Source organism: Ectopseudomonas toyotomiensis, assembly GCF_900115695.1.
GTDB lineage: Bacteria > Pseudomonadota > Gammaproteobacteria > Pseudomonadales > Pseudomonadaceae > Aquipseudomonas > Aquipseudomonas toyotomiensis.
This window is the reverse complement of sequence record NZ_FOXK01000009.1, coordinates 1-16,142: the sequence shown is the minus strand read 5'-3', so window position 1 is coordinate 16,142 and position 16,142 is coordinate 1. Positions and strand designations below refer to the sequence as shown.

Genomic DNA, 16,142 nt, shown 5'->3' with positions numbered 1-16,142 from the left:
TGGGGCTGTTCAGCGTGTGCCGAAGACCACCATGGTCTTGCCTTTGACGTGTACCAGGCCCTGCTCTTCCAGGGACTTGAGCACTCGGCCGACCATCTCACGGGAGCAGCCGACGATGCGGCCGATTTCCTGACGCGTGATCTTGATCTGCATGCCATCCGGATGGGTCATCGCGTCCGGCTGCTTGCACAGGTCGAGCAGGGTGCGCGCAACACGGCCAGTGACATCGAGGAAGGCCAGGTCGCCGACCTTGCGCGTGGTATTGCGCAGGCGCTCGGCCATCTGGCTGCCGAGGGCGAAGAGGATTTCGGGGTCTTGCTGGGTCAGTTCGCGGAACTTGGCGTAGCTGATTTCCGCGACTTCGCATTCGGTCTTGGCGCGAACCCAGGCGCTGCGTTCCTTCTCTGAACCATCCTTCTCGAACAGGCCCATCTCGCCGAAAAAGTCGCCAGAGTTGAGATAGGCGATGATCATTTCACGGCCATCGTCATCCTCGATCAGGATGGTGACCGAGCCCTTGACGATGAAGAACAAGGTTTCGCAGCGATCACCTGCGTAGATGATGGTGCTTTTGGCTGTGTAACGACGACGATGACAATGCGCAAGAAGCTTGTCGAGGTTCTTGATTTTTGGTGTAAGGGTAATAGCAACCATGCCCGAGTCCCGAATATGAAAAGTGAAGGCCTTTGTCCAACGGCAATTTCTTATTTGTTATCCGGCCAAGTGTGCCAGCATTCCGACGCCAGCTTAACAGACATACTATGACTAGGTAGTTTTTTGCGACCTGGGTAACGTAACTATGCGGAACTTTCGCGCATTCGGCGCACATCGGATCGCGGCCTGCCTGTGTTAATCTGCCGAACTTTTCCACTCTGGGAGCCAATATCGATGAAAGCGCGTGTGCAATGGGCCGGTGAAGCTCTGTTCCTCGGCGAGTCCGGTAGTGGCCATGCCGTGGTGATGGACGGTCCGCCCGATGCCGGTGGTCGTAATCTCGGTGTTCGACCGATGGAGATGCTGCTGATCGGCCTCGGTGGCTGCAGCAACTTCGATGTGGTCAGCATTCTGCGCAAGGGCCGTCAGCCGGTAGAAAGCTGCGAAGTGTTCCTCGACGCCGAGCGCGCAGGCGAGGAGCCCAAGGTGTTCACCAAGATTCACCTGCACTTCGTGGTCAAGGGCCGTGGACTGAAAGAGGCTCAGGTGAAAAGGGCGGTGGAGTTGTCGGCGGAGAAGTACTGCTCGGCCTCGATCATGCTGGGTCGTGCCGGCGTCGATATCAGCCACGATTACGAAATCGTCGAACTGGGCTGAGGTTCGCTGAAAATGACGAGGGCGCCAATGGCGCCCTCGTTCGTTTCAGACGCGGTAGGTGCTCTTGGTCATCACCTTCGACAGCAAGGTCATGCCGAACTTGATCGGCGCCGGGAAGCGCACACCGCCCGCCGCCAGGGCACTGTTGGCATGTTGCTGTTCGTCGATGCGCATCTGCTCGAGGATGGCGCGCGACTTGGCGTCATGCTCGGGCAGTTGCTCCAGGTGCTCGTCCAGATGTTTGCACACCTGGTCTTCGGTGGCGGCGACGAAGCCGAGGCTGACGCGATCACTGACAAGCCCGGCAACGGCGCCAACACCGAACGACAGACCGTAGAACAGCGGGTTGAGCACGCTGGGTTGGCTGCCCAGCTCACGAATGCGCTGCTCGCACCAGGCCAGGTGGTCGAGTTCCTCATCGGCCGCATGCTCCATGGCGCTACGCACTTGCGGCAGCTTGGCGGTCAGCGCCTGGCCCTGATAGAGCGCCTGGGCGCAGACTTCACCGGTGTGATTGATGCGCATCAGGCCGGCGACGTGGCGCGACTCCTCACTGCTCAGCTCGGTCTCGTTCTGCACGATGGCAGGCGAGGGGCGACTCGACGCGCCGCTGAATGGCAGCAGCGTGCGCAGCGCGGCATCGGCTTGCAGCAGCAGGCGGTCGACGGGGGAATACTGGCGTTCGCTGGCCATGGGGCACCTCCAGAGGTAACAACAGCGCTAGTCTACTGCAAAGTCGCCAGGTCGTCCGCGTTCAGGGCAACTCGCGCAGCACGCGAAACCCCAGCGCATAGTCGCGATGATGCGGCTGTTTGAGGTCGCGCATGCTGCTGCGCAGGTAGACCGGGCCGCTGTTCCAGGCGCCGCCGCGCACCACGCGCGGGCTATTGTCGAGCAGGCCGGCACTCTGAGTTTCGCTGCCGTCGAAGCGCTGGGTGAAGTTCGAGGCCGTCCATTCCCAGACGTTGCCCGCAGTGTCGTGCAAGCCGAAGCCATTGGCCGGGAACTGGCCGACGGCTGCCGTCTTGTTGCGTAACAGGCGCGAGCTGGCGCAACCGCGGCAGTGAGCGCGTGGCGCCTGCTCGCTGCTGTCGAGTTGCTCGCCCCACCAGTAGTAGCTCTGGCTGCCTCCGCGCGCTGCATACTCCCATTCGGCTTCGGTCGGCAGGCGATAGCGCGCGCCCGTCTCGCGTGACAACCACTGGGTGTAGGCGTGAGCGTCACGCCAGGACACATGAATCACCGGGCGCTGCGCCGAAAGGCCCCAGCCCTCGTTGTCAGGCATGGGCAACTGGTTGGCGTCGGCGTACTTCTGCCAGTCGGCGAAGGTGACTTCGTAGCGGCCGATGGCGAAGGGTTGATCGAAAGCAATCGATCGTTGCGGCCGCTCGTTGTCATTGCCGCGACCGCTGGCATCGCCCATGCGGAACTCGCCAGCCGGAATCACTACCATTTCGGGGCCCTGAGCGCCGCCGGGCAACGGGTCGCTGATGGTTTCGATAGCAACGGCCGGCAGGTTAACCAGCAGGCCGGCTGCGATGGCCATGGATACTGTGACGCAACGCGCTTTCAGCACTTGCACGGCGTGATGCCTCCGGCGACGATCTGCGTGTTCAGGCGGTCCATGCTGTAAGTTCTCGATTCTGTGAAACCGCGGATGGTAACCCTGCGTGCCTGGCTGGCCAAATCTCACAAGGAGTCGGTGTTGAAGAACGATATTCATGATCTTGGACTGGTGCTGGACTCCAAGGTCAAGCTGGTGGTGATCGAGTCCTGGGACGAGCTGCGCGTGCTGGAGACCCTGACTGGCCTGGCGATCAAGCGCGGCCTCGGTCTGCACACCTGGTCGGTGACCGAGGGCCTGCAGCGTCTGGGTTTCGGCGGCGCACCAGTGGACGAGTCACCGACCCTGGAGCCCGAAGCGGCGCTGCGCATGATCAAGGTCGATCCGCAGCCGAACCTCTACGTGATGTGCGACCTGCATCCCTTCCTCGATGACAACCCCAGGCTGGTGCGCCTGCTCAAGGAAATCGCCATGAGCGAGGCCGCGCACAAGCCGACGCTGGTGCTGGTGTCGCATGCGCTCAAGCTGCCTGCCGAAGTACAGCGTTTCGCGGCTCGTTTCAGTCTTGCGCTGCCGTCGGAAGACGAGCTGCTGAGCATCGTGCGTGACGAGGCGACGCGTTGGAGCGAAGGCAATCGCGGCGCACGCGTGCGCACCGACAACCGTACCTTGCAGCAGGTGGTGAAGAACCTGCGCGGCCTCAGTCATGCCGAGGCGCGGGCGCTGGCGCGCAACGTGATCTGCGATGATGGCGCGATCACCCAGGAAGACATCCCGGAGCTGAACAAGACCAAGTTTCAGCTGCTGGATCTGGAGGGTGTGCTCAGCTTCGAATACGACACTGCGCGCTTCGCAGAAGTCGGCGGGTTGGTCAACCTCAAGCGATGGCTGGCCGAACGTCAGGCCGGCTTTCTCGAAGGCAAGCTTCTGGATGCGCCGAAAGGCGTGATGCTGGTCGGCGTACAGGGCGGGGGCAAGAGCCTGGCGGCCAAGGCCGTGGCCGGACTCTGGGGCTTGCCGCTGCTGCGTCTGGATTTCGCCTGCCTGTACAACAAGTTCTTCGGCGAGACCGAGCGTAATCTGCGTGAGGCGCTACGTCTGGCCGAACAGATGGCGCCCTGCGTGCTGTGGATGGACGAGGTGGAGAAGGGGTTGGCCAGTGGCGACCACGACGGTGGCGTGAGCCAGCGCGTGCTCGGCACCCTGCTGACCTGGATGGCCGAGCGCAAGGCACCGGTGTTCGTGGTGGCCACGGCCAATGCCATCGACCGTCTGCCGCCGGAACTGGTGCGCAAGGGGCGCTTCGACGAGCTGTTCTTCGTCGACCTGCCCAGTGCCGAGGTGCGGGCCGACATCTTCCGTATCCACCTGCAACGCCGTGAACTGGAACCAGGCAACTTCGATCTCGCGCAGCTGGCTGCTGCCAGCGAGGGCTACTCGGGTGCCGAGATCGAGCAGGCAGTGGTCAGCGCGCTGTACGCTGGTCAGGCGCAGCAGCAGGCGGTCGATCAGGGGTTGCTGCTGCGCGCACTGCAGAGCACCGCGCCGCTGTCGGTGGTAATGGCCGAGCGGTTGATGGCGTTGCGAGAGTGGGCCGATGGGCGCACGGTCAATGCCGGCTGAGTACCCGGTCAGGCGCCAGTGAAGGGGCGGGTCAGGCGAGCACTGAGTTTGCGTACCAGCCAGCGCGGCGCGAGGCGTGGACTCAGGGCCAGCAGGCGGTTACGCCAGCCGGGAATGATGATGGCGCGGTTCTTTTCCAATGCACGCACGGTGATCAGCGCCACTTCCTCGGCGCTCATCATCAGCTTGCTGCCGGCAATCCGCGTGACGTCCATCTGCGCTGCACGGAAAAAGGCGCTGTGGGTCGGACCGGGGCAAAGTACTGACACACGCACACCGCGGTTTCTCAGCTCTTCGCGCAACCCCTCGGAAAAGTTCAGCACATAGGCCTTGCTGGCGTAGTAGCTGCTCATCCAGGGGCCGGGCTGGAAGGCCGCGACCGAGGCGACGTTGAGAATCTGCCCGCTGCCGTGCTCGGCCATGCGCTGACCAAGTGCGTGACACAGGCGGGTCAGCGCCAGCACGTTGACTTCCAACTGCTCCAGCTCGCGACTCCAGTCCTGCTCCAGGAACGGACCGGCGCAGCCGAGGCCGGCGTTGTTCACCAGCAGATCGACATGCCACTGGCCTTCTTCCAGCTCCAGCAGCAGGCCGGACAATTGCAGCGGCTCGCTCAGGTCGCAGAGACGAAACAGCACTTCGACGCCGAAGCGCTGGGCCAACTCGCAGGCGATGCTTTCCAGGGCATCACGCCGGCGCGCCACCAGGATCAGGTTGCGCCCCCGGCGTGCCAGGGCTTCGGCCAAGGCCAGGCCAATGCCGCTGGACGCTCCGGTGATCAATGCATAGCTGCGCATGGTCGGGAATTACTGCTCCTGATATTCGGCGGCACGCTCGACATAACCCTGATATTGGGGAATGGCGATGGCGGCGACGATACCGGTCACTGGTACCAGCAGGAACAACCAGGCCAGTACCTTGACTGCAGTGCTGTTGGGGGGCGGTGGTGGGCCGTAGCGGTTGGCGCCTTGAGTGCCCGGGATGATCAGCATCAGCAGGGCGAACACGCTGCCGACCACCGGGATCAGGTGCACCAGCAGCAGCCAGCCGGACCAACCGATGTCATGCAGACGCTGTACGCCGATGAAGATGCCGATCACCACCGCGGCAATACTGACGATGCCCAGCGCCAACATGGCCAGGGTCGAGGACATCGCGGCAATGCCGGTACCGATCAACATGATCGGGATGAAACACAGCGTCATCGCCATCAGCCAGCCCAGGTAACGCACGCGGCCGATCCGGCCGTTGACGCCGAGGACCTTGAGCTCGGAGTACTGCGGCAATTGCTCGGCGACATTTGCCTGTGGCGGTGCATAGGGCGATGCAGCCGCTGCGACAGGGGCTGGGGCCGGAGCGGCTTCGGCCAGCTGTGCCTGGCGCGCGAGGTATTTCTCGATAATGATGCCGCAGGCGGAGCACTCGCTCGCCTTGGCCTGCTCATGACCGCATTTGGGGCAGGTCATATGCGGCGTGGCCGCGTCCACGGCCTGCTCTGTTTCGGCTTCGGTTGGCACCAGACTCAGGCTGGCGGCCTGATCCAGCTCCTTGCGCACCTTGGCCCCTGCCTTCTGCAGAGCGTTGAGGTACTGTTCCGCCTCGCCTTCGCCCAGATCACGCTTGAGCGCCACCGGCGTTCCGCTGAACAGACTGTCGATACGGGCAAGGTCGCTCTTGAACAGGCGGGCCAGGTTTGTCTTGACCATTTCCAACGATGCCTCGGGCATCAGTTGGCCGTCGAACACGATCTTGTAACGCGGTTGATTCATGCGAGCTTCCTTGTCGGCGGGAAGTGGGGGAGCGAAGTGCCCGTTGAGCAGCAAGCGAGGCATAAGCCTAGAGTGCCGCGAGGCCAATATACAAGCGGCCTGAAGCGCCGCTCATGGCTATTTTTCAGCTGTCGCCTATTGTGCTCCAGCGGCCGACCAGCTGGCCGCGGCGTAGTAGACGTATTTCGCTGAAATCGCCCAGCACACCTTCGCTGATCGCGGGGCGCAGAAATACCCAATCGTTGCTCGTCAGTCGTGTGCCTTTACCACCCACCAGGCGCTCCTGATTGGCGCTACGGCCGTAGAGTTCGTCGTAGTCGAGCCCGGCCGGTGAGACGGGCTGTGCCGGCCAGCGACCGCCGTAGAGGTAGTAGGCGTTCTCTCGGTTGGGGTTCCAGGCGCTGATCAGAGGCTGCTGCGGTTGCAGGTAGGGCAGGGCGCCGTCGACCACCTTGAGTACGGGGCTGGCGATCCACAGCGCTGGCTGATGCTCCTTGAGCAGTGGCGTGTCGAACTCCGCGGGCTTGAGCAGGGCGGAACCGACGGCGACTTCTTTGAGCGAAGTCTCCTGCTGGCTGTGCAGCAGGTAGGTCAGGCTGCCGGCACCGTTGAGCAGCGGCGTTGCTGGCCAAAGATCGCTGAACCCCTGAGCGCTGCTGATGAATAGTCGATAGCGCTCATCGGTCTCGCTGAATGCTCGTAACTGATTCTGCCAGGGCGGGCTGTGTGCGACATGCGCGTCATATCCCATCAGCCCCTGCAGACGCAGTGCCGGCAGCTGACGAAGTTGCAGCAGCGCCTGAGCCAGCGCCTGCGGGGTGGCGAAACCGCCGCGCTCCAGGCCGACGTCGATTTCCAGCGCAATGCGCAGCGGTCGCCCCAGCGCCTTGGCCAATTCACCGTATTGCATCAGGCGCTGCTGGCTGTCGATCAGCCAGGTAACCTGGCGGTCGGGATCGAAATCCAGGTGGTGCGCAAGCTGGCGATAGAAGTTCAGCGCAGCGGCAACCGGCATGGGGTTGCCAAGCAGCAGGTCGGCCTGGGGAAAACTCCTGGCCAGGCGATTCAATTGCGGCTGATGAAAGACCATGAAGCGCTGGGTCTGCAGGCGCTTGGCCAGGTATTCCAGCAGGCCGGTGCTGGCCAGTGATTTGGCCACCAGGCGCAGCTGGAGGTGACCGCCCAGTCTTACGGCCAGCAGGTCGGCGTTGGCGTCGAGGCGATCGAGGTCGAGCAGCAGGGTGGGGATGCCCTCGCCATCGCGCTGCAGCTGCCGGTTGAGCTCGGCGAAGTAGGCGTCATGCTCGCGGCCTCGATCAGTTGGGCGCAGCGCCCAGCCGCCGAGCAGACCGAGCGCGCCCAGGCCCAGCAGATGGCGACGCTTCATCGCGGCCAGCGTTGCCCCAGTGCTTGGCTACGTGTCAGTGCGGCGCGATATTCATGGTCGAGTCGCGACACCAGCTCCTGCACCGACGGCAGGTCGTCGATGCCACCGACGCCCTGGCCGGCCGACCAGACGGTTTTCCAGGCCTTGGCTTCTTCATCCATCGGCTTGAGCTTCTCGCCGTAGTTGATATCGCCCTTGTTCTGCAGCTGTTTCAGGTCGTAGCCGGCCTGTTCCAGGCTCTGGCGCATGAAGCTGGCCGGTACACCGGACACGGCGGGTGTGTGAATGATGTCGGCGGCCCGCGCTTCGAGAATCATCGCCTTGTAATCGGCCGATGCATTGTTCTCGGTCGTGGCGATGAAGCGGGTGCCCATATAGGCCAGGTCGGCACCGAGCAACTGCGCGGCGAGAATTTCGTGGCCGTGGTTGAGGCAGCCGGACAGCAACACGGTCTTGTCGAAGAACTGACGAATCTCGGCCAGCAGGGCGAAGGGGCTCCAGGTCCCGGCGTGGCCGCCAGCGCCGGCTGCCACGGCGATCAGGCCATCCACGCCGGCCTCGGCAGCTTTTTCGGCATGGCGGCGGGTGGTCACGTCATGGAACACCAGGCCGCCGTAGCTGTGCACCGCATCGACCACTTCCTTCACCGCGCCCAGGCTGGTGATGACGATGGGCACGCGGTGTTCGACGCAGATGGCCAGATCCGCCTGCAGGCGTGGGTTGCTGTTATGCACGATCAAATTGACGGCATAGGGCGCGGCGTTGCTCGCCAGGCTGGCTTCGATCTCGTCGAGCCAGGCGGCGAAACCGGCGCTCTCGCGCTGGTTCAGCGCCGGAAAGCTGCCGACGATGCCGCTGTTGCAGCAGGCACTGACCAGCGCCGGGTTGGACACCAGAAACATCGGCGCAGCTACCAGAGGCAGGCGCAGGCGTTGATCGAGCAGGGCAGGCAGAGACATGGCGAACTCCTCAGAAGGGGCGGACGACGACCAGGATGACGATGCCCAGCAGGGCCAGCACCGGCGCTTCATTGAACCAACGATAGAACACGTGACTACGGCTGTTCTCGCCGCGGGCAAAGCGCTTGAGCTGAGCGCCGCAGAGGTGGTGATAGATCACCAGCGCCACTACCAGCGTGAGCTTGGCGTGCATCCAGCCTTGCGTGAAGTAGTAAGCCGAATTGAGGCTGAGTAACCAGATGCCCAGGCCCAGCGTGGCGATCATCGAGGGGATCATGATGCCGCGATACAGCTTGCGCTCCATGATGCAGAAGCGTTCGTGGCTGGCGGCATCGCTGCTCATGGCGTGATAGACGAACAGACGCGGCAGGTAGAACAGGCCGGCGAACCAGCAGACCATGGCGATGATGTGCAGAGCCTTGAGCCAGAGATAGAGCATTTTCGCTTCCCGCGCTGAAAAATGGCCTCGATAGTAGAGGCAGCTGACGGTCTGCGTCACCTCCGCGGTTGGAGCTTGGCCGATGCGGCTTTATCATCGGCAACTTTCCAATCGCTTTTGCAAAGGGGCATGTGATGATCAAGGTCGGTATCGTCGGCGGCACGGGCTACACTGGTGTCGAATTGCTGCGTCTGCTGGCGCAACACCCGCAGGCAGAGGTGAGCGTGATCACTTCCCGTTCCGAGGCCGGCCTGCGCGTCGACGAGATGTACCCCAATCTGCGCGGCCACTACCCCGAACTCGCGTTCAGCGTGCCGGATGTCGCCACCCTGGGCGCCTGTGATGTGGTGTTCTTCGCCACCCCGCACGGCGTGGCCCATGCGCTGGCTGGTGAGTTGCTCGCTGCGGGCACGCGAGTGATCGACCTCTCCGCTGACTTCCGTCTGCAGGATGCCGAGGAGTGGGCCAAGTGGTACGGCCAGCCGCATGGGGCTCCCGAGCTGCTGAGCGAGGCGGTGTACGGTCTACCCGAGGTCAATCGTGAGGCGATCAAGACTGCGCGCCTGATCGCCGTACCCGGCTGCTACCCGACCGCCACTCAGCTGGGGCTGATCCCATTGCTGGAAGCCGGCTTGGCCGATGCCGGCAGCCTGATCGCTGACTGCAAGAGCGGCGTCAGCGGTGCCGGCCGTGGTGCCAGCGTTGGCTCGCTGTTCTGTGAGGCCGGCGAGAGCATGAAGGCCTACTCGGTCAAGGGCCACCGTCACCTGCCGGAGATTCGCCAGGGGCTGCGCCAGGCAGCAGGTAGCGATGTCGGCCTTACCTTCGTGCCACACCTGACACCGATGATTCGTGGCATTCACGCGACCCTCTATGCGCGCGTGGCCGATGCCTCGGTCGATCTGCAGGCACTGTTCGAGAAGCGTTACGCTGGCGAGCCTTTCGTCGATGTGATGCCTGCGGGCAGCCACCCGGAAACCCGTAGCGTGCGCGGAGGCAACGTTTGCCGCATCGCCGTGCACCGTCCGCAGGGCGGCGACCTGGTGGTGGTGCTCTCGGTGATCGACAACCTGGTCAAGGGGGCCTCCGGCCAGGCGGTGCAGAACATGAACATCCTCTTCGGTCTCGACGAGCGTCTCGGCCTGTCGCACGCGGCCCTGCTGCCGTGATACCGGGCTGGGAGGTCCGCCTCAGCGATCCGCGTCGTGAGCGCAGACGGCGTTGGCTGCAACTGCTGCTGGTACTCGCCGTACCGGCGGCCTTTGCCCTGGGATGGTACTGGCCACAGGTGCAGCCTCAGCGGACGCCCGAGGATACGCACGCACTGCTGACCCGTGTTGCCGAACAGGAGCAGGAACTGGAGCTGTTGCGCCAGCGCCTGGCTGTGGTCGGCAGCAGTGACAAGGTCACTCAGCAGGCCATGGAGCAGAATCGCCGCACCATCAAGCTGCTGGAGGAGCAGATCTTCAAGCAGCAGCAGGATCTGGCCTTCTATAAAGGCGTGTTGGCGCCTGCCAGTCGTCGTGAAGGCATTCGTATTCGCGCCTTTGAGCTGCAAGCCACGGACGCGCCGCAGCGATTCCGCTACAAATTGCTGATGAGCCGAGTCGGTACCAGTGATGAGGCATTGCAGGGGCGTTTGCGTGTCACGGTCGAAGGACTGCAGGACGGTAAGCCGGCCACCTTGGAGCTGGCGGCGCTGTCCGACGAGGTCAGCGAGAGCAGCATTGCCTTCTCTTTCAAGCACTTCCAGTCCTTCCCCGAAGCGGGGCGTTTCGGCGAGCTACAACTACCTGAGGGCTTCGAGCCGCGTCAGGTCAAGGTTCAGGCGGAGGTCGAGGGCGACAAACCGCTGAGCCGTACATTCGAATGGATAAAATCAGGAGCGATAGCCACCCATGTGGAGTAAAGACAAGACCAAACCCGACTTGCAGCGCTTCAGCGGTAAGACCAGCCTGATTGCCGCTGGCGCCGAGCTGGTGGGCGACATGCGCTTTCAGGGCGCGGTGCAAGTGGATGGTCGGGTCACCGGTAATCTGTTGGCTACCGAAGGGCTGGTGCGTGTAAGTGCAGGCGGCCTGGTTGAAGGTGAGATACGCGCACCCCATATAGTGATCGATGGAGAGGTGAGTGGTGATGTGTTCGCCAGCAGCCATCTTGAGCTGGGTTCACGCTCACGGGTTCGCGGCAACCTGCATTACGGCCTGATGGAGATGGCCATGGGGGCGCAGATCGAGGGGCGCCTTTGTCACCTCAAGGATGGTGAGCGGCCACTCGAGCTTCCCGCTACGCTGGAAATCGAGCAATAGTTGACCAATTTCGTCGGGCAAGCGGATAATGCACGCCCAAAGCAGTATGGCGCATGGCGCCGGGAGTCCAGAATGAGCGTCGAAACCTTCACCCCTGCCCCCTTGCACTTTACCCAAGGCGCGGCCAGCAAGGTGAAGAACCTGGTCGATGAAGAGGGCAATCCGCGTCTGAAGCTGCGCGTGTTCGTCACGGGCGGCGGCTGCTCGGGCTTTCAGTACGGCTTTACCTTCGATGAGGACGTGGCCGAGGACGACACCATCGTCGAGCGTGAAGGCGTGAGTCTGGTGGTCGACGCCATGAGCTTCCAGTATCTGGCTGGTTCGGAGGTCGACTATCAGGAAGGGCTGGAAGGTTCGCGTTTCGTGATCAAGAACCCCAATGCCACCACTACCTGTGGTTGCGGGTCGTCCTTCTCGATCTGAATGCTCCGCCTGATGACAGACGCCGCGCTCGATGCGCGGCGTTTTCGTTTTCAGGCCGGGTAGATGGCGCCGAGCACGCGCAGGCCTTTGGCGCCGGTTACGCTCGGGCGATTGCCAGCAGTGCCTTCAAGTGCGCAATGTGCCAGCCAGGCGAAGGCCATGGCTTCGACCCAGTCCGGGTCTACACCCTCAGTCGCGGTGCTGCTGACCTCGGTTCCTGCCAGCATCTCGTTCAGACGCTTCATCAAGCAAGCGTTGTGAGCGCCGCCACCACACACCAGCAGAGCGTCCGTGTGAGCTTGCGCGTTGCGCAAGGCGCTGACGACACTGCGCGCAGTGAGTTCTACCAGGGTCGCCTGAACGTCTTCGCCGGCCAACTGTGGCAATGCTTGCAGATGGCCAAGCAACCAGTCGAGATTGAACAGCTCGCGACCGGTACTCTTCGGTCCCTGAGTGGCGAAGAAGGGATCGCTCAGCAGCCGTTTCAATAGCTCCGGGTGGACGGTACCGCTGGCTCCCCAGGCACCATCACGGTCATAGGCCAGGCCCTGGCAATGCTGAATCCAGGCGTCGAGCAGAACGTTGCCAGGGCCGCTGTCGAATCCCAGAACCTCCTGGCCGGGTGAAAGCAGGCTGAGGTTACTGAAACCGCCGACATTGAGCACGGCGACCTGCCGCTGGCTATTGCCGAACAGATCATGGTGGAAGGCTGGGACCAGGGGAGCCCCTTGACCGCCTGCAGCCACATCGCGACGGCGAAAGTCTGCGACCACGCAAATGCCCGTAAGCTCGGCCAGCAATGCCGGGTTGCCAATCTGGATGGTGAAGCCGCGCGCCGGTTCATGGCGCACGGTCTGGCCATGGCTACCGATGGCGCGAATCTGCTGCGCGGTCAGGTTCTGTTGCTGCAGGAGTTCGTTGATAGCGGCAGCGGCCAGTTCGACCCAGCGCTGTTCTGCAATGGCTGCGCGCGCCAGTTCATTATCACCCGAGGTGCACAGCGCCAGCAGGTCGCTACGCAGCTGTTCTGGCATGGGGCGATAGAGGGTGGCAAGCAGATGAGGGCGCTGATCTTGATCGATCAGCGCGATGTCCAGCCCATCCAGGCTGGTGCCGGACATCACGCCAATATAGAGGGGCACGGCTTACTGCTGGTTGGCGGCTAGCATGGTGGCCTTTTCCTGGTCCATGCGTGCCATCAGCGGCTTGCTCAGTTGCATGAAGCGCTGCTTCTCGCTCGCTGCAATCGGGTCGGCCATCGGTAGCTTCTGGCTGAGCGGATCGACGTGTACGCCGTTGACCTGGAACTCATAGTGCAGGTGCGGTCCGGTGGAGAGTCCGGTAGTACCGATATAACCGATGATCTGGCCTTGCTTGACGTTCGCACCGTTGCGCACACCTTTGGCAAAACCCTGCATGTGTGCGTAAAGGGTGCGATAACGCTGGCCGTGCTGGATGATCACAGTATTGCCGTAGCCTCCATTACGACCTGCCAGCGTCACGCGACCGTCACCGGCCGCCTTGATCGGCGTGCCACGTGGCGCAGCATAGTCGACACCCTTGTGTGCGCGGATCTTGTTCAGGATCGGGTGCTTGCGACCAGTGGAGAAGCGCGAGCTGATACGAGCGAAGTCCACCGGCGTGCGGATGAATGCCTTGCGCATGCTTTCGCCATCGGCATTGTAGTAGCTGGTGGTGCCTTGCTTGCTGGTGTAGCGCACGGCGGTATAGGTCTTGCCGCGATTGGTGAAGCGCGCCGAGAGAATGTTGCCGGTGCCAACGCGCTTGCCGTTCACCACCTTCTCTTCATAGATCACCTCGAACTCGTCGCCTTCGCGAATATCCATGGCGAAATCGATGTCGTAGCCAAACACGTTGGCGAGGTCCATGGTCAGACTATGAGACAGGCCCGCACGCTTGGCGGAAAGGAACAGCGAGCTGTTGATCACGCCGCGGCTGTATGCGGTGACCACCTCAGGCTTGACCTGGTCGCGCTGGAAATCGAAGCCTTTGTCGGTACGGCTGAGGCGAATGGTTTCCAGATCGCTGAGCTTGCTCTGCAGACTCTTCAGCTTGCCGTCTTCGTTCAATTCGAAGTCCAGCACCTGGCCCACTTTGAGGCGGCTGAACTGCTTGGCGTCCTTGCTGCTATTGAGCGCTTCATGCAGATCATTGGCGTTCAGACCGACCTTGGCGAACACGGTAGAAAGCGTATCGCCATTACTGACCGTGATGTTGTGGTGGTTGGGGTCGGAAGGAGGAGTGGTGTCGGCTGTTTCTAGGAGATCTTCGTCAGCGTCTTCTGCGCTGTTTTCGGCGGTGTTCGCGCTTTGCTCGATCTTGGCGAAGGGCGAAGCGGCACCAGGCACTGGCAGTCCCGCTCGGAGGTCATCCTTTTCCTGCAGCACCTGCTCGGTATCGTTACCGAGATCCAGATCGAGAAAGGTTTTCTGCGCTTCGACTTCACGCGAAGGAAACACCAGCAGAGCCAGGCTCAGCAGCGCAGCTACACCGCTAGCAGCCAGGATATGGCTTTTAGGGTAGGGCGGGGCTTTAGGAATATTTTGCGTCATGGCGTGAGGCGTTTTCTTGGAATATGCATTAACTGTATAAAATATAACCAAAATCGGCTTGGGGCAACCCTTGACATGCCGAACGGACGCTCAGGGCGCTTACCCTGGGCAAAACTTGTAATTAGTCCGCGATCTTGTATGGTTGGTTCCCTTTCAATTTCCAGTAGTTGCGGGTTCTGTCATGAAGTCGGTCGAAGAGCAGCTGGCGCTGATCAAGCGCGGTGCAGAAGAGGTTCTGGTTGAGGCTGAGCTGGTCGAAAAGCTCAAGCGTGGTCAGCCGCTGCGGATCAAGGCGGGTTTCGACCCTACCGCGCCGGATCTGCATCTCGGTCACACCGTGCTTATTAATAAGCTGCGTCAGTTTCAGGAGCTCGGTCACCATGTGATCTTTCTGATCGGGGATTTCACCGGAATGATCGGTGACCCCAGCGGCAAGAGCGCTACTCGTCCGCCGCTGACCCGTGAGCAAGTTCTGGATAATGCTGAGACCTATAAGCAGCAGGTCTTCAAGATTCTCGATCCGGCCAAGACCGAGGTGGCTTTCAACTCCACCTGGATGGACCAGATGGGGCCTGCCGATTTCATTCGTCTGACGTCGCAGTACACAGTGGCGCGGATGCTTGAGCGTGATGACTTCGACAAACGCTATAGCAGCAACCAGCCGATCGCCATTCACGAGTTTCTCTATCCCTTGGTGCAGGGCTATGATTCCGTAGCGCTGAAGGCTGATGTCGAGCTGGGCGGTACCGATCAGAAATTCAACCTGCTGATGGGGCGCGAGCTGCAGCGCGCCTATGGCCAGGAGTCGCAGTGCATCGTCACCATGCCGTTGCTGGAGGGTCTCGACGGTGTGAAGAAGATGTCAAAGTCGCTGGGCAACTATGTGGGTATCCAGGAAGCGCCGGGTGTGATGTACAACAAGCTGGTGTCCATGCCCGATGCGCTGATGTGGCGTTACTTCGAGCTGCTCAGCTTCCGTTCCATGGAAGAGATCGAGCAGTTCAAGCGTGATGTCGAGCAGGGCGCCAATCCACGTGACATCAAGATCAAGCTGGCCGAAGAACTCGTGGCGCGCTTTCACGGTGAAGAGGCTGCGGCCAATGCTCACCGTTCCGCTGGTAACCGTATGAAAGATGGCGAGCTGCCGGAAGATCTGCCCGAGGTTGAGTTGACCTCGATTGAAGATATGCCGATCTCATCCGTCCTTAATAAGGCAGGTCTGGTCAAGAATGCTGCCGTGGCTCGCGATCTGCTGGGTTCGGGTGGCGTGCGTGTTGATGGTGAGGTGGTTGATCGCGCTTTCCTGTTCAAGGTGGGTTCGACCCATGTCTGTCAGGCTGGCAAGAAGGCCTTTGCGCGCATCACCCTCAAGGCCGAGTAATAAAACTGCAAAATAAGCTTGACGCGCATTCTGCTGGCGGTAGAATGCGCGCCACTTCAGCGATGAAGCGCTTCAAAAACTGCTTGTTAATCAATAAGTTAAGTTGAGTGAAGGGCTTGCAAAGCTGGATCTGGCGTGTAGAATGCGCGCTGGTCGACGGGGTGGTGGTTTGATCCTGTTGAAGTTTCGGTCGAATGGATCGAAAGCGGTTTGAAAGAGGTGGTTGACAGCGGTTTTGAACGCTGTAGAATGCGCCTCCCGCTGGAGAGAAGAAGTTCTGATCGAAGGCGCAAGTGGTTGAGTAGAAAGAAGTTTCTCCGGAAACAAAATCGAAAAACAGCTTGACAGGTAGAGAGGCTGCTGTAGAATGCGCGCCTCGGTTGAGACGAAAGGCTTAACCAACT

The 16,142-nt window shown here is 61.6% G+C and carries 17 protein-coding genes and 1 pseudogene; 7 read left to right on the top strand and 11 right to left on the bottom strand.

All coding sequences use genetic code 11. The annotated features are described in order from the left end of the window. Positions 1-9: 9 nt before the first annotated feature. Positions 10-654 carry a cAMP-activated global transcriptional regulator CRP gene (gene crp / locus BM186_RS18275; RefSeq protein ID WP_017675648.1) on the bottom strand — a complete coding sequence of 215 codons (645 nt, stop codon included), beginning with the start codon at positions 652-654 and terminating at the stop codon, positions 10-12. A 234-nt stretch (positions 655-888) separates the two neighbouring features. On the opposite strand from crp, the gene BM186_RS18270 reads away from it, so the two are divergent. After that, entirely contained in the window at positions 889-1,311 is a 423-nt protein-coding gene (locus tag BM186_RS18270; protein WP_017675647.1) for an OsmC family protein, read from the top strand. Between the two features lie 45 nt (positions 1,312-1,356). Here the strand turns inward: BM186_RS18270 and coq7 are convergent, their stop codons facing one another. Both coq7 and BM186_RS18260 read right to left on the bottom strand, forming a co-directional pair. Next, positions 1,357-2,004 carry a 2-polyprenyl-3-methyl-6-methoxy-1,4-benzoquinone monooxygenase gene (coq7, locus tag BM186_RS18265; RefSeq protein ID WP_074917186.1) on the bottom strand — a complete coding sequence of 216 codons (648 nt, stop codon included), beginning with the start codon at positions 2,002-2,004 and terminating at the stop codon, positions 1,357-1,359. Positions 2,005-2,065: 61 nt separating this feature from the next. After that, positions 2,066-2,893 carry a formylglycine-generating enzyme family protein gene (locus BM186_RS18260; protein ID WP_074917184.1) on the bottom strand — a complete coding sequence of 276 codons (828 nt, stop codon included), beginning with the start codon at positions 2,891-2,893 and terminating at the stop codon, positions 2,066-2,068. A 123-nt stretch (positions 2,894-3,016) separates the two neighbouring features. Between BM186_RS18260 and BM186_RS18255 the strand changes: the two genes are divergently transcribed. Then, the gene (locus BM186_RS18255; protein WP_093051928.1) at positions 3,017-4,498 is read left to right on the top strand and encodes an AAA family ATPase; all 1,482 of its coding nucleotides are present in this window, start codon (positions 3,017-3,019) and stop codon (positions 4,496-4,498) included. Positions 4,499-4,506: 8 nt separating this feature from the next. Here BM186_RS18255 and BM186_RS18250 read toward each other — a convergent pair whose 3' ends face one another. The 5 genes from BM186_RS18250 to hemJ all read right to left on the bottom strand — a co-directional run bounded on the left by BM186_RS18250 (position 4,507) and on the right by hemJ (position 9,052). Further along, positions 4,507-5,295 (bottom strand): SDR family NAD(P)-dependent oxidoreductase, encoded by a 789-nt coding sequence (locus BM186_RS18250; protein WP_072425055.1) that lies wholly within the window; start codon positions 5,293-5,295, stop codon positions 4,507-4,509. Positions 5,296-5,304: 9 nt separating this feature from the next. Beyond that, on the bottom strand, positions 5,305-6,267 hold the full coding sequence (locus tag BM186_RS18245; RefSeq protein ID WP_074917182.1) for a DUF805 domain-containing protein: 963 nt from the start codon (positions 6,265-6,267) through the stop codon (positions 5,305-5,307). A gap of 124 nt (positions 6,268-6,391) precedes the next feature. Then, positions 6,392-7,654 (bottom strand): alanine racemase, encoded by a 1,263-nt coding sequence (locus tag BM186_RS18240; protein WP_074917180.1) that lies wholly within the window; start codon positions 7,652-7,654, stop codon positions 6,392-6,394. Next, on the bottom strand, positions 7,651-8,613 hold the full coding sequence (locus BM186_RS18235) for an NAD(P)H-dependent flavin oxidoreductase (RefSeq protein ID WP_072425057.1): 963 nt from the start codon (positions 8,611-8,613) through the stop codon (positions 7,651-7,653). Before BM186_RS18235 ends, BM186_RS18240 begins: the two co-directional genes overlap by 4 nt. Positions 8,614-8,623: 10 nt before the next feature. Then, a complete protein-coding gene (gene hemJ / locus BM186_RS18230) occupies positions 8,624-9,052 on the bottom strand; it encodes a protoporphyrinogen oxidase HemJ (protein WP_017675639.1) in 429 nt (142 codons plus the stop codon). A 134-nt stretch (positions 9,053-9,186) separates the two neighbouring features. On the opposite strand from hemJ, the gene argC reads away from it, so the two are divergent. From argC to erpA, 4 genes are all read left to right on the top strand, one after another. After that, on the top strand, positions 9,187-10,221 hold the full coding sequence (gene argC / locus BM186_RS18225) for an N-acetyl-gamma-glutamyl-phosphate reductase (protein WP_072425058.1): 1,035 nt from the start codon (positions 9,187-9,189) through the stop codon (positions 10,219-10,221). Further along, entirely contained in the window at positions 10,218-10,961 is a 744-nt protein-coding gene (locus BM186_RS18220) for a DUF6776 family protein (protein ID WP_241519896.1), read from the top strand. Before argC ends, BM186_RS18220 begins: the two co-directional genes overlap by 4 nt. Next, positions 10,951-11,361 (top strand): bactofilin family protein, encoded by a 411-nt coding sequence (locus BM186_RS18215; RefSeq protein ID WP_072425059.1) that lies wholly within the window; start codon positions 10,951-10,953, stop codon positions 11,359-11,361. The genes BM186_RS18220 and BM186_RS18215 overlap by 11 nt, the downstream gene beginning before the upstream one ends. A 72-nt stretch (positions 11,362-11,433) precedes the next feature. Then, positions 11,434-11,784: an iron-sulfur cluster insertion protein ErpA gene (gene erpA, locus BM186_RS18210; protein WP_003463426.1), complete on the top strand. Its 351-nt coding sequence runs from the start codon at positions 11,434-11,436 to the stop codon at positions 11,782-11,784. A 50-nt stretch (positions 11,785-11,834) separates the two neighbouring features. Here the strand turns inward: erpA and BM186_RS18205 are convergent, their stop codons facing one another. Then, a complete protein-coding gene (locus BM186_RS18205) occupies positions 11,835-12,926 on the bottom strand; it encodes an anhydro-N-acetylmuramic acid kinase (protein ID WP_074917178.1) in 1,092 nt (363 codons plus the stop codon). Positions 12,927-12,929: 3 nt separating this feature from the next. Further along, positions 12,930-14,357, bottom strand: a complete 1,428-nt coding sequence (locus tag BM186_RS18200; RefSeq protein WP_074917176.1) for a peptidoglycan DD-metalloendopeptidase family protein — start codon at positions 14,355-14,357, stop codon at positions 12,930-12,932. Positions 14,358-14,538: 181 nt separating this feature from the next. Between BM186_RS18200 and tyrS the strand changes: the two genes are divergently transcribed. Further along, on the top strand, positions 14,539-15,738 hold the full coding sequence (gene tyrS, locus BM186_RS18195) for a tyrosine--tRNA ligase (protein WP_074917175.1): 1,200 nt from the start codon (positions 14,539-14,541) through the stop codon (positions 15,736-15,738). Between the two features lie 90 nt (positions 15,739-15,828). Here the strand turns inward: tyrS and BM186_RS26765 are convergent. Further along, a pseudogene (locus tag BM186_RS26765) lies at positions 15,829-16,142 on the bottom strand (hypothetical protein); the annotation flags it as partial.

Coding starts and splice junctions, on each gene's coding strand:
- crp (WP_017675648.1), bottom strand. CDS start 654: ATGGTTGCTATTACCCTTACACCAAAAATCAAGAACCTCGACAAGCTT.
- BM186_RS18270 (WP_017675647.1), top strand. CDS start 889: ATGAAAGCGCGTGTGCAATGGGCCGGTGAAGCTCTGTTCCTCGGCGAG.
- coq7 (WP_074917186.1), bottom strand. CDS start 2,004: ATGGCCAGCGAACGCCAGTATTCCCCCGTCGACCGCCTGCTGCTGCAA.
- BM186_RS18250 (WP_072425055.1), bottom strand. CDS start 5,295: ATGCGCAGCTATGCATTGATCACCGGAGCGTCCAGCGGCATTGGCCTG.
- BM186_RS18245 (WP_074917182.1), bottom strand. CDS start 6,267: ATGAATCAACCGCGTTACAAGATCGTGTTCGACGGCCAACTGATGCCC.
- BM186_RS18240 (WP_074917180.1), bottom strand. CDS start 7,654: ATGAAGCGTCGCCATCTGCTGGGCCTGGGCGCGCTCGGTCTGCTCGGC.
- BM186_RS18235 (WP_072425057.1), bottom strand. CDS start 8,613: ATGTCTCTGCCTGCCCTGCTCGATCAACGCCTGCGCCTGCCTCTGGTA.
- hemJ (WP_017675639.1), bottom strand. CDS start 9,052: ATGCTCTATCTCTGGCTCAAGGCTCTGCACATCATCGCCATGGTCTGC.
- argC (WP_072425058.1), top strand. CDS start 9,187: ATGATCAAGGTCGGTATCGTCGGCGGCACGGGCTACACTGGTGTCGAA.
- BM186_RS18215 (WP_072425059.1), top strand. CDS start 10,951: ATGTGGAGTAAAGACAAGACCAAACCCGACTTGCAGCGCTTCAGCGGT.
- erpA (WP_003463426.1), top strand. CDS start 11,434: ATGAGCGTCGAAACCTTCACCCCTGCCCCCTTGCACTTTACCCAAGGC.
- BM186_RS18200 (WP_074917176.1), bottom strand. CDS start 14,357: ATGACGCAAAATATTCCTAAAGCCCCGCCCTACCCTAAAAGCCATATC.
- tyrS (WP_074917175.1), top strand. CDS start 14,539: ATGAAGTCGGTCGAAGAGCAGCTGGCGCTGATCAAGCGCGGTGCAGAA.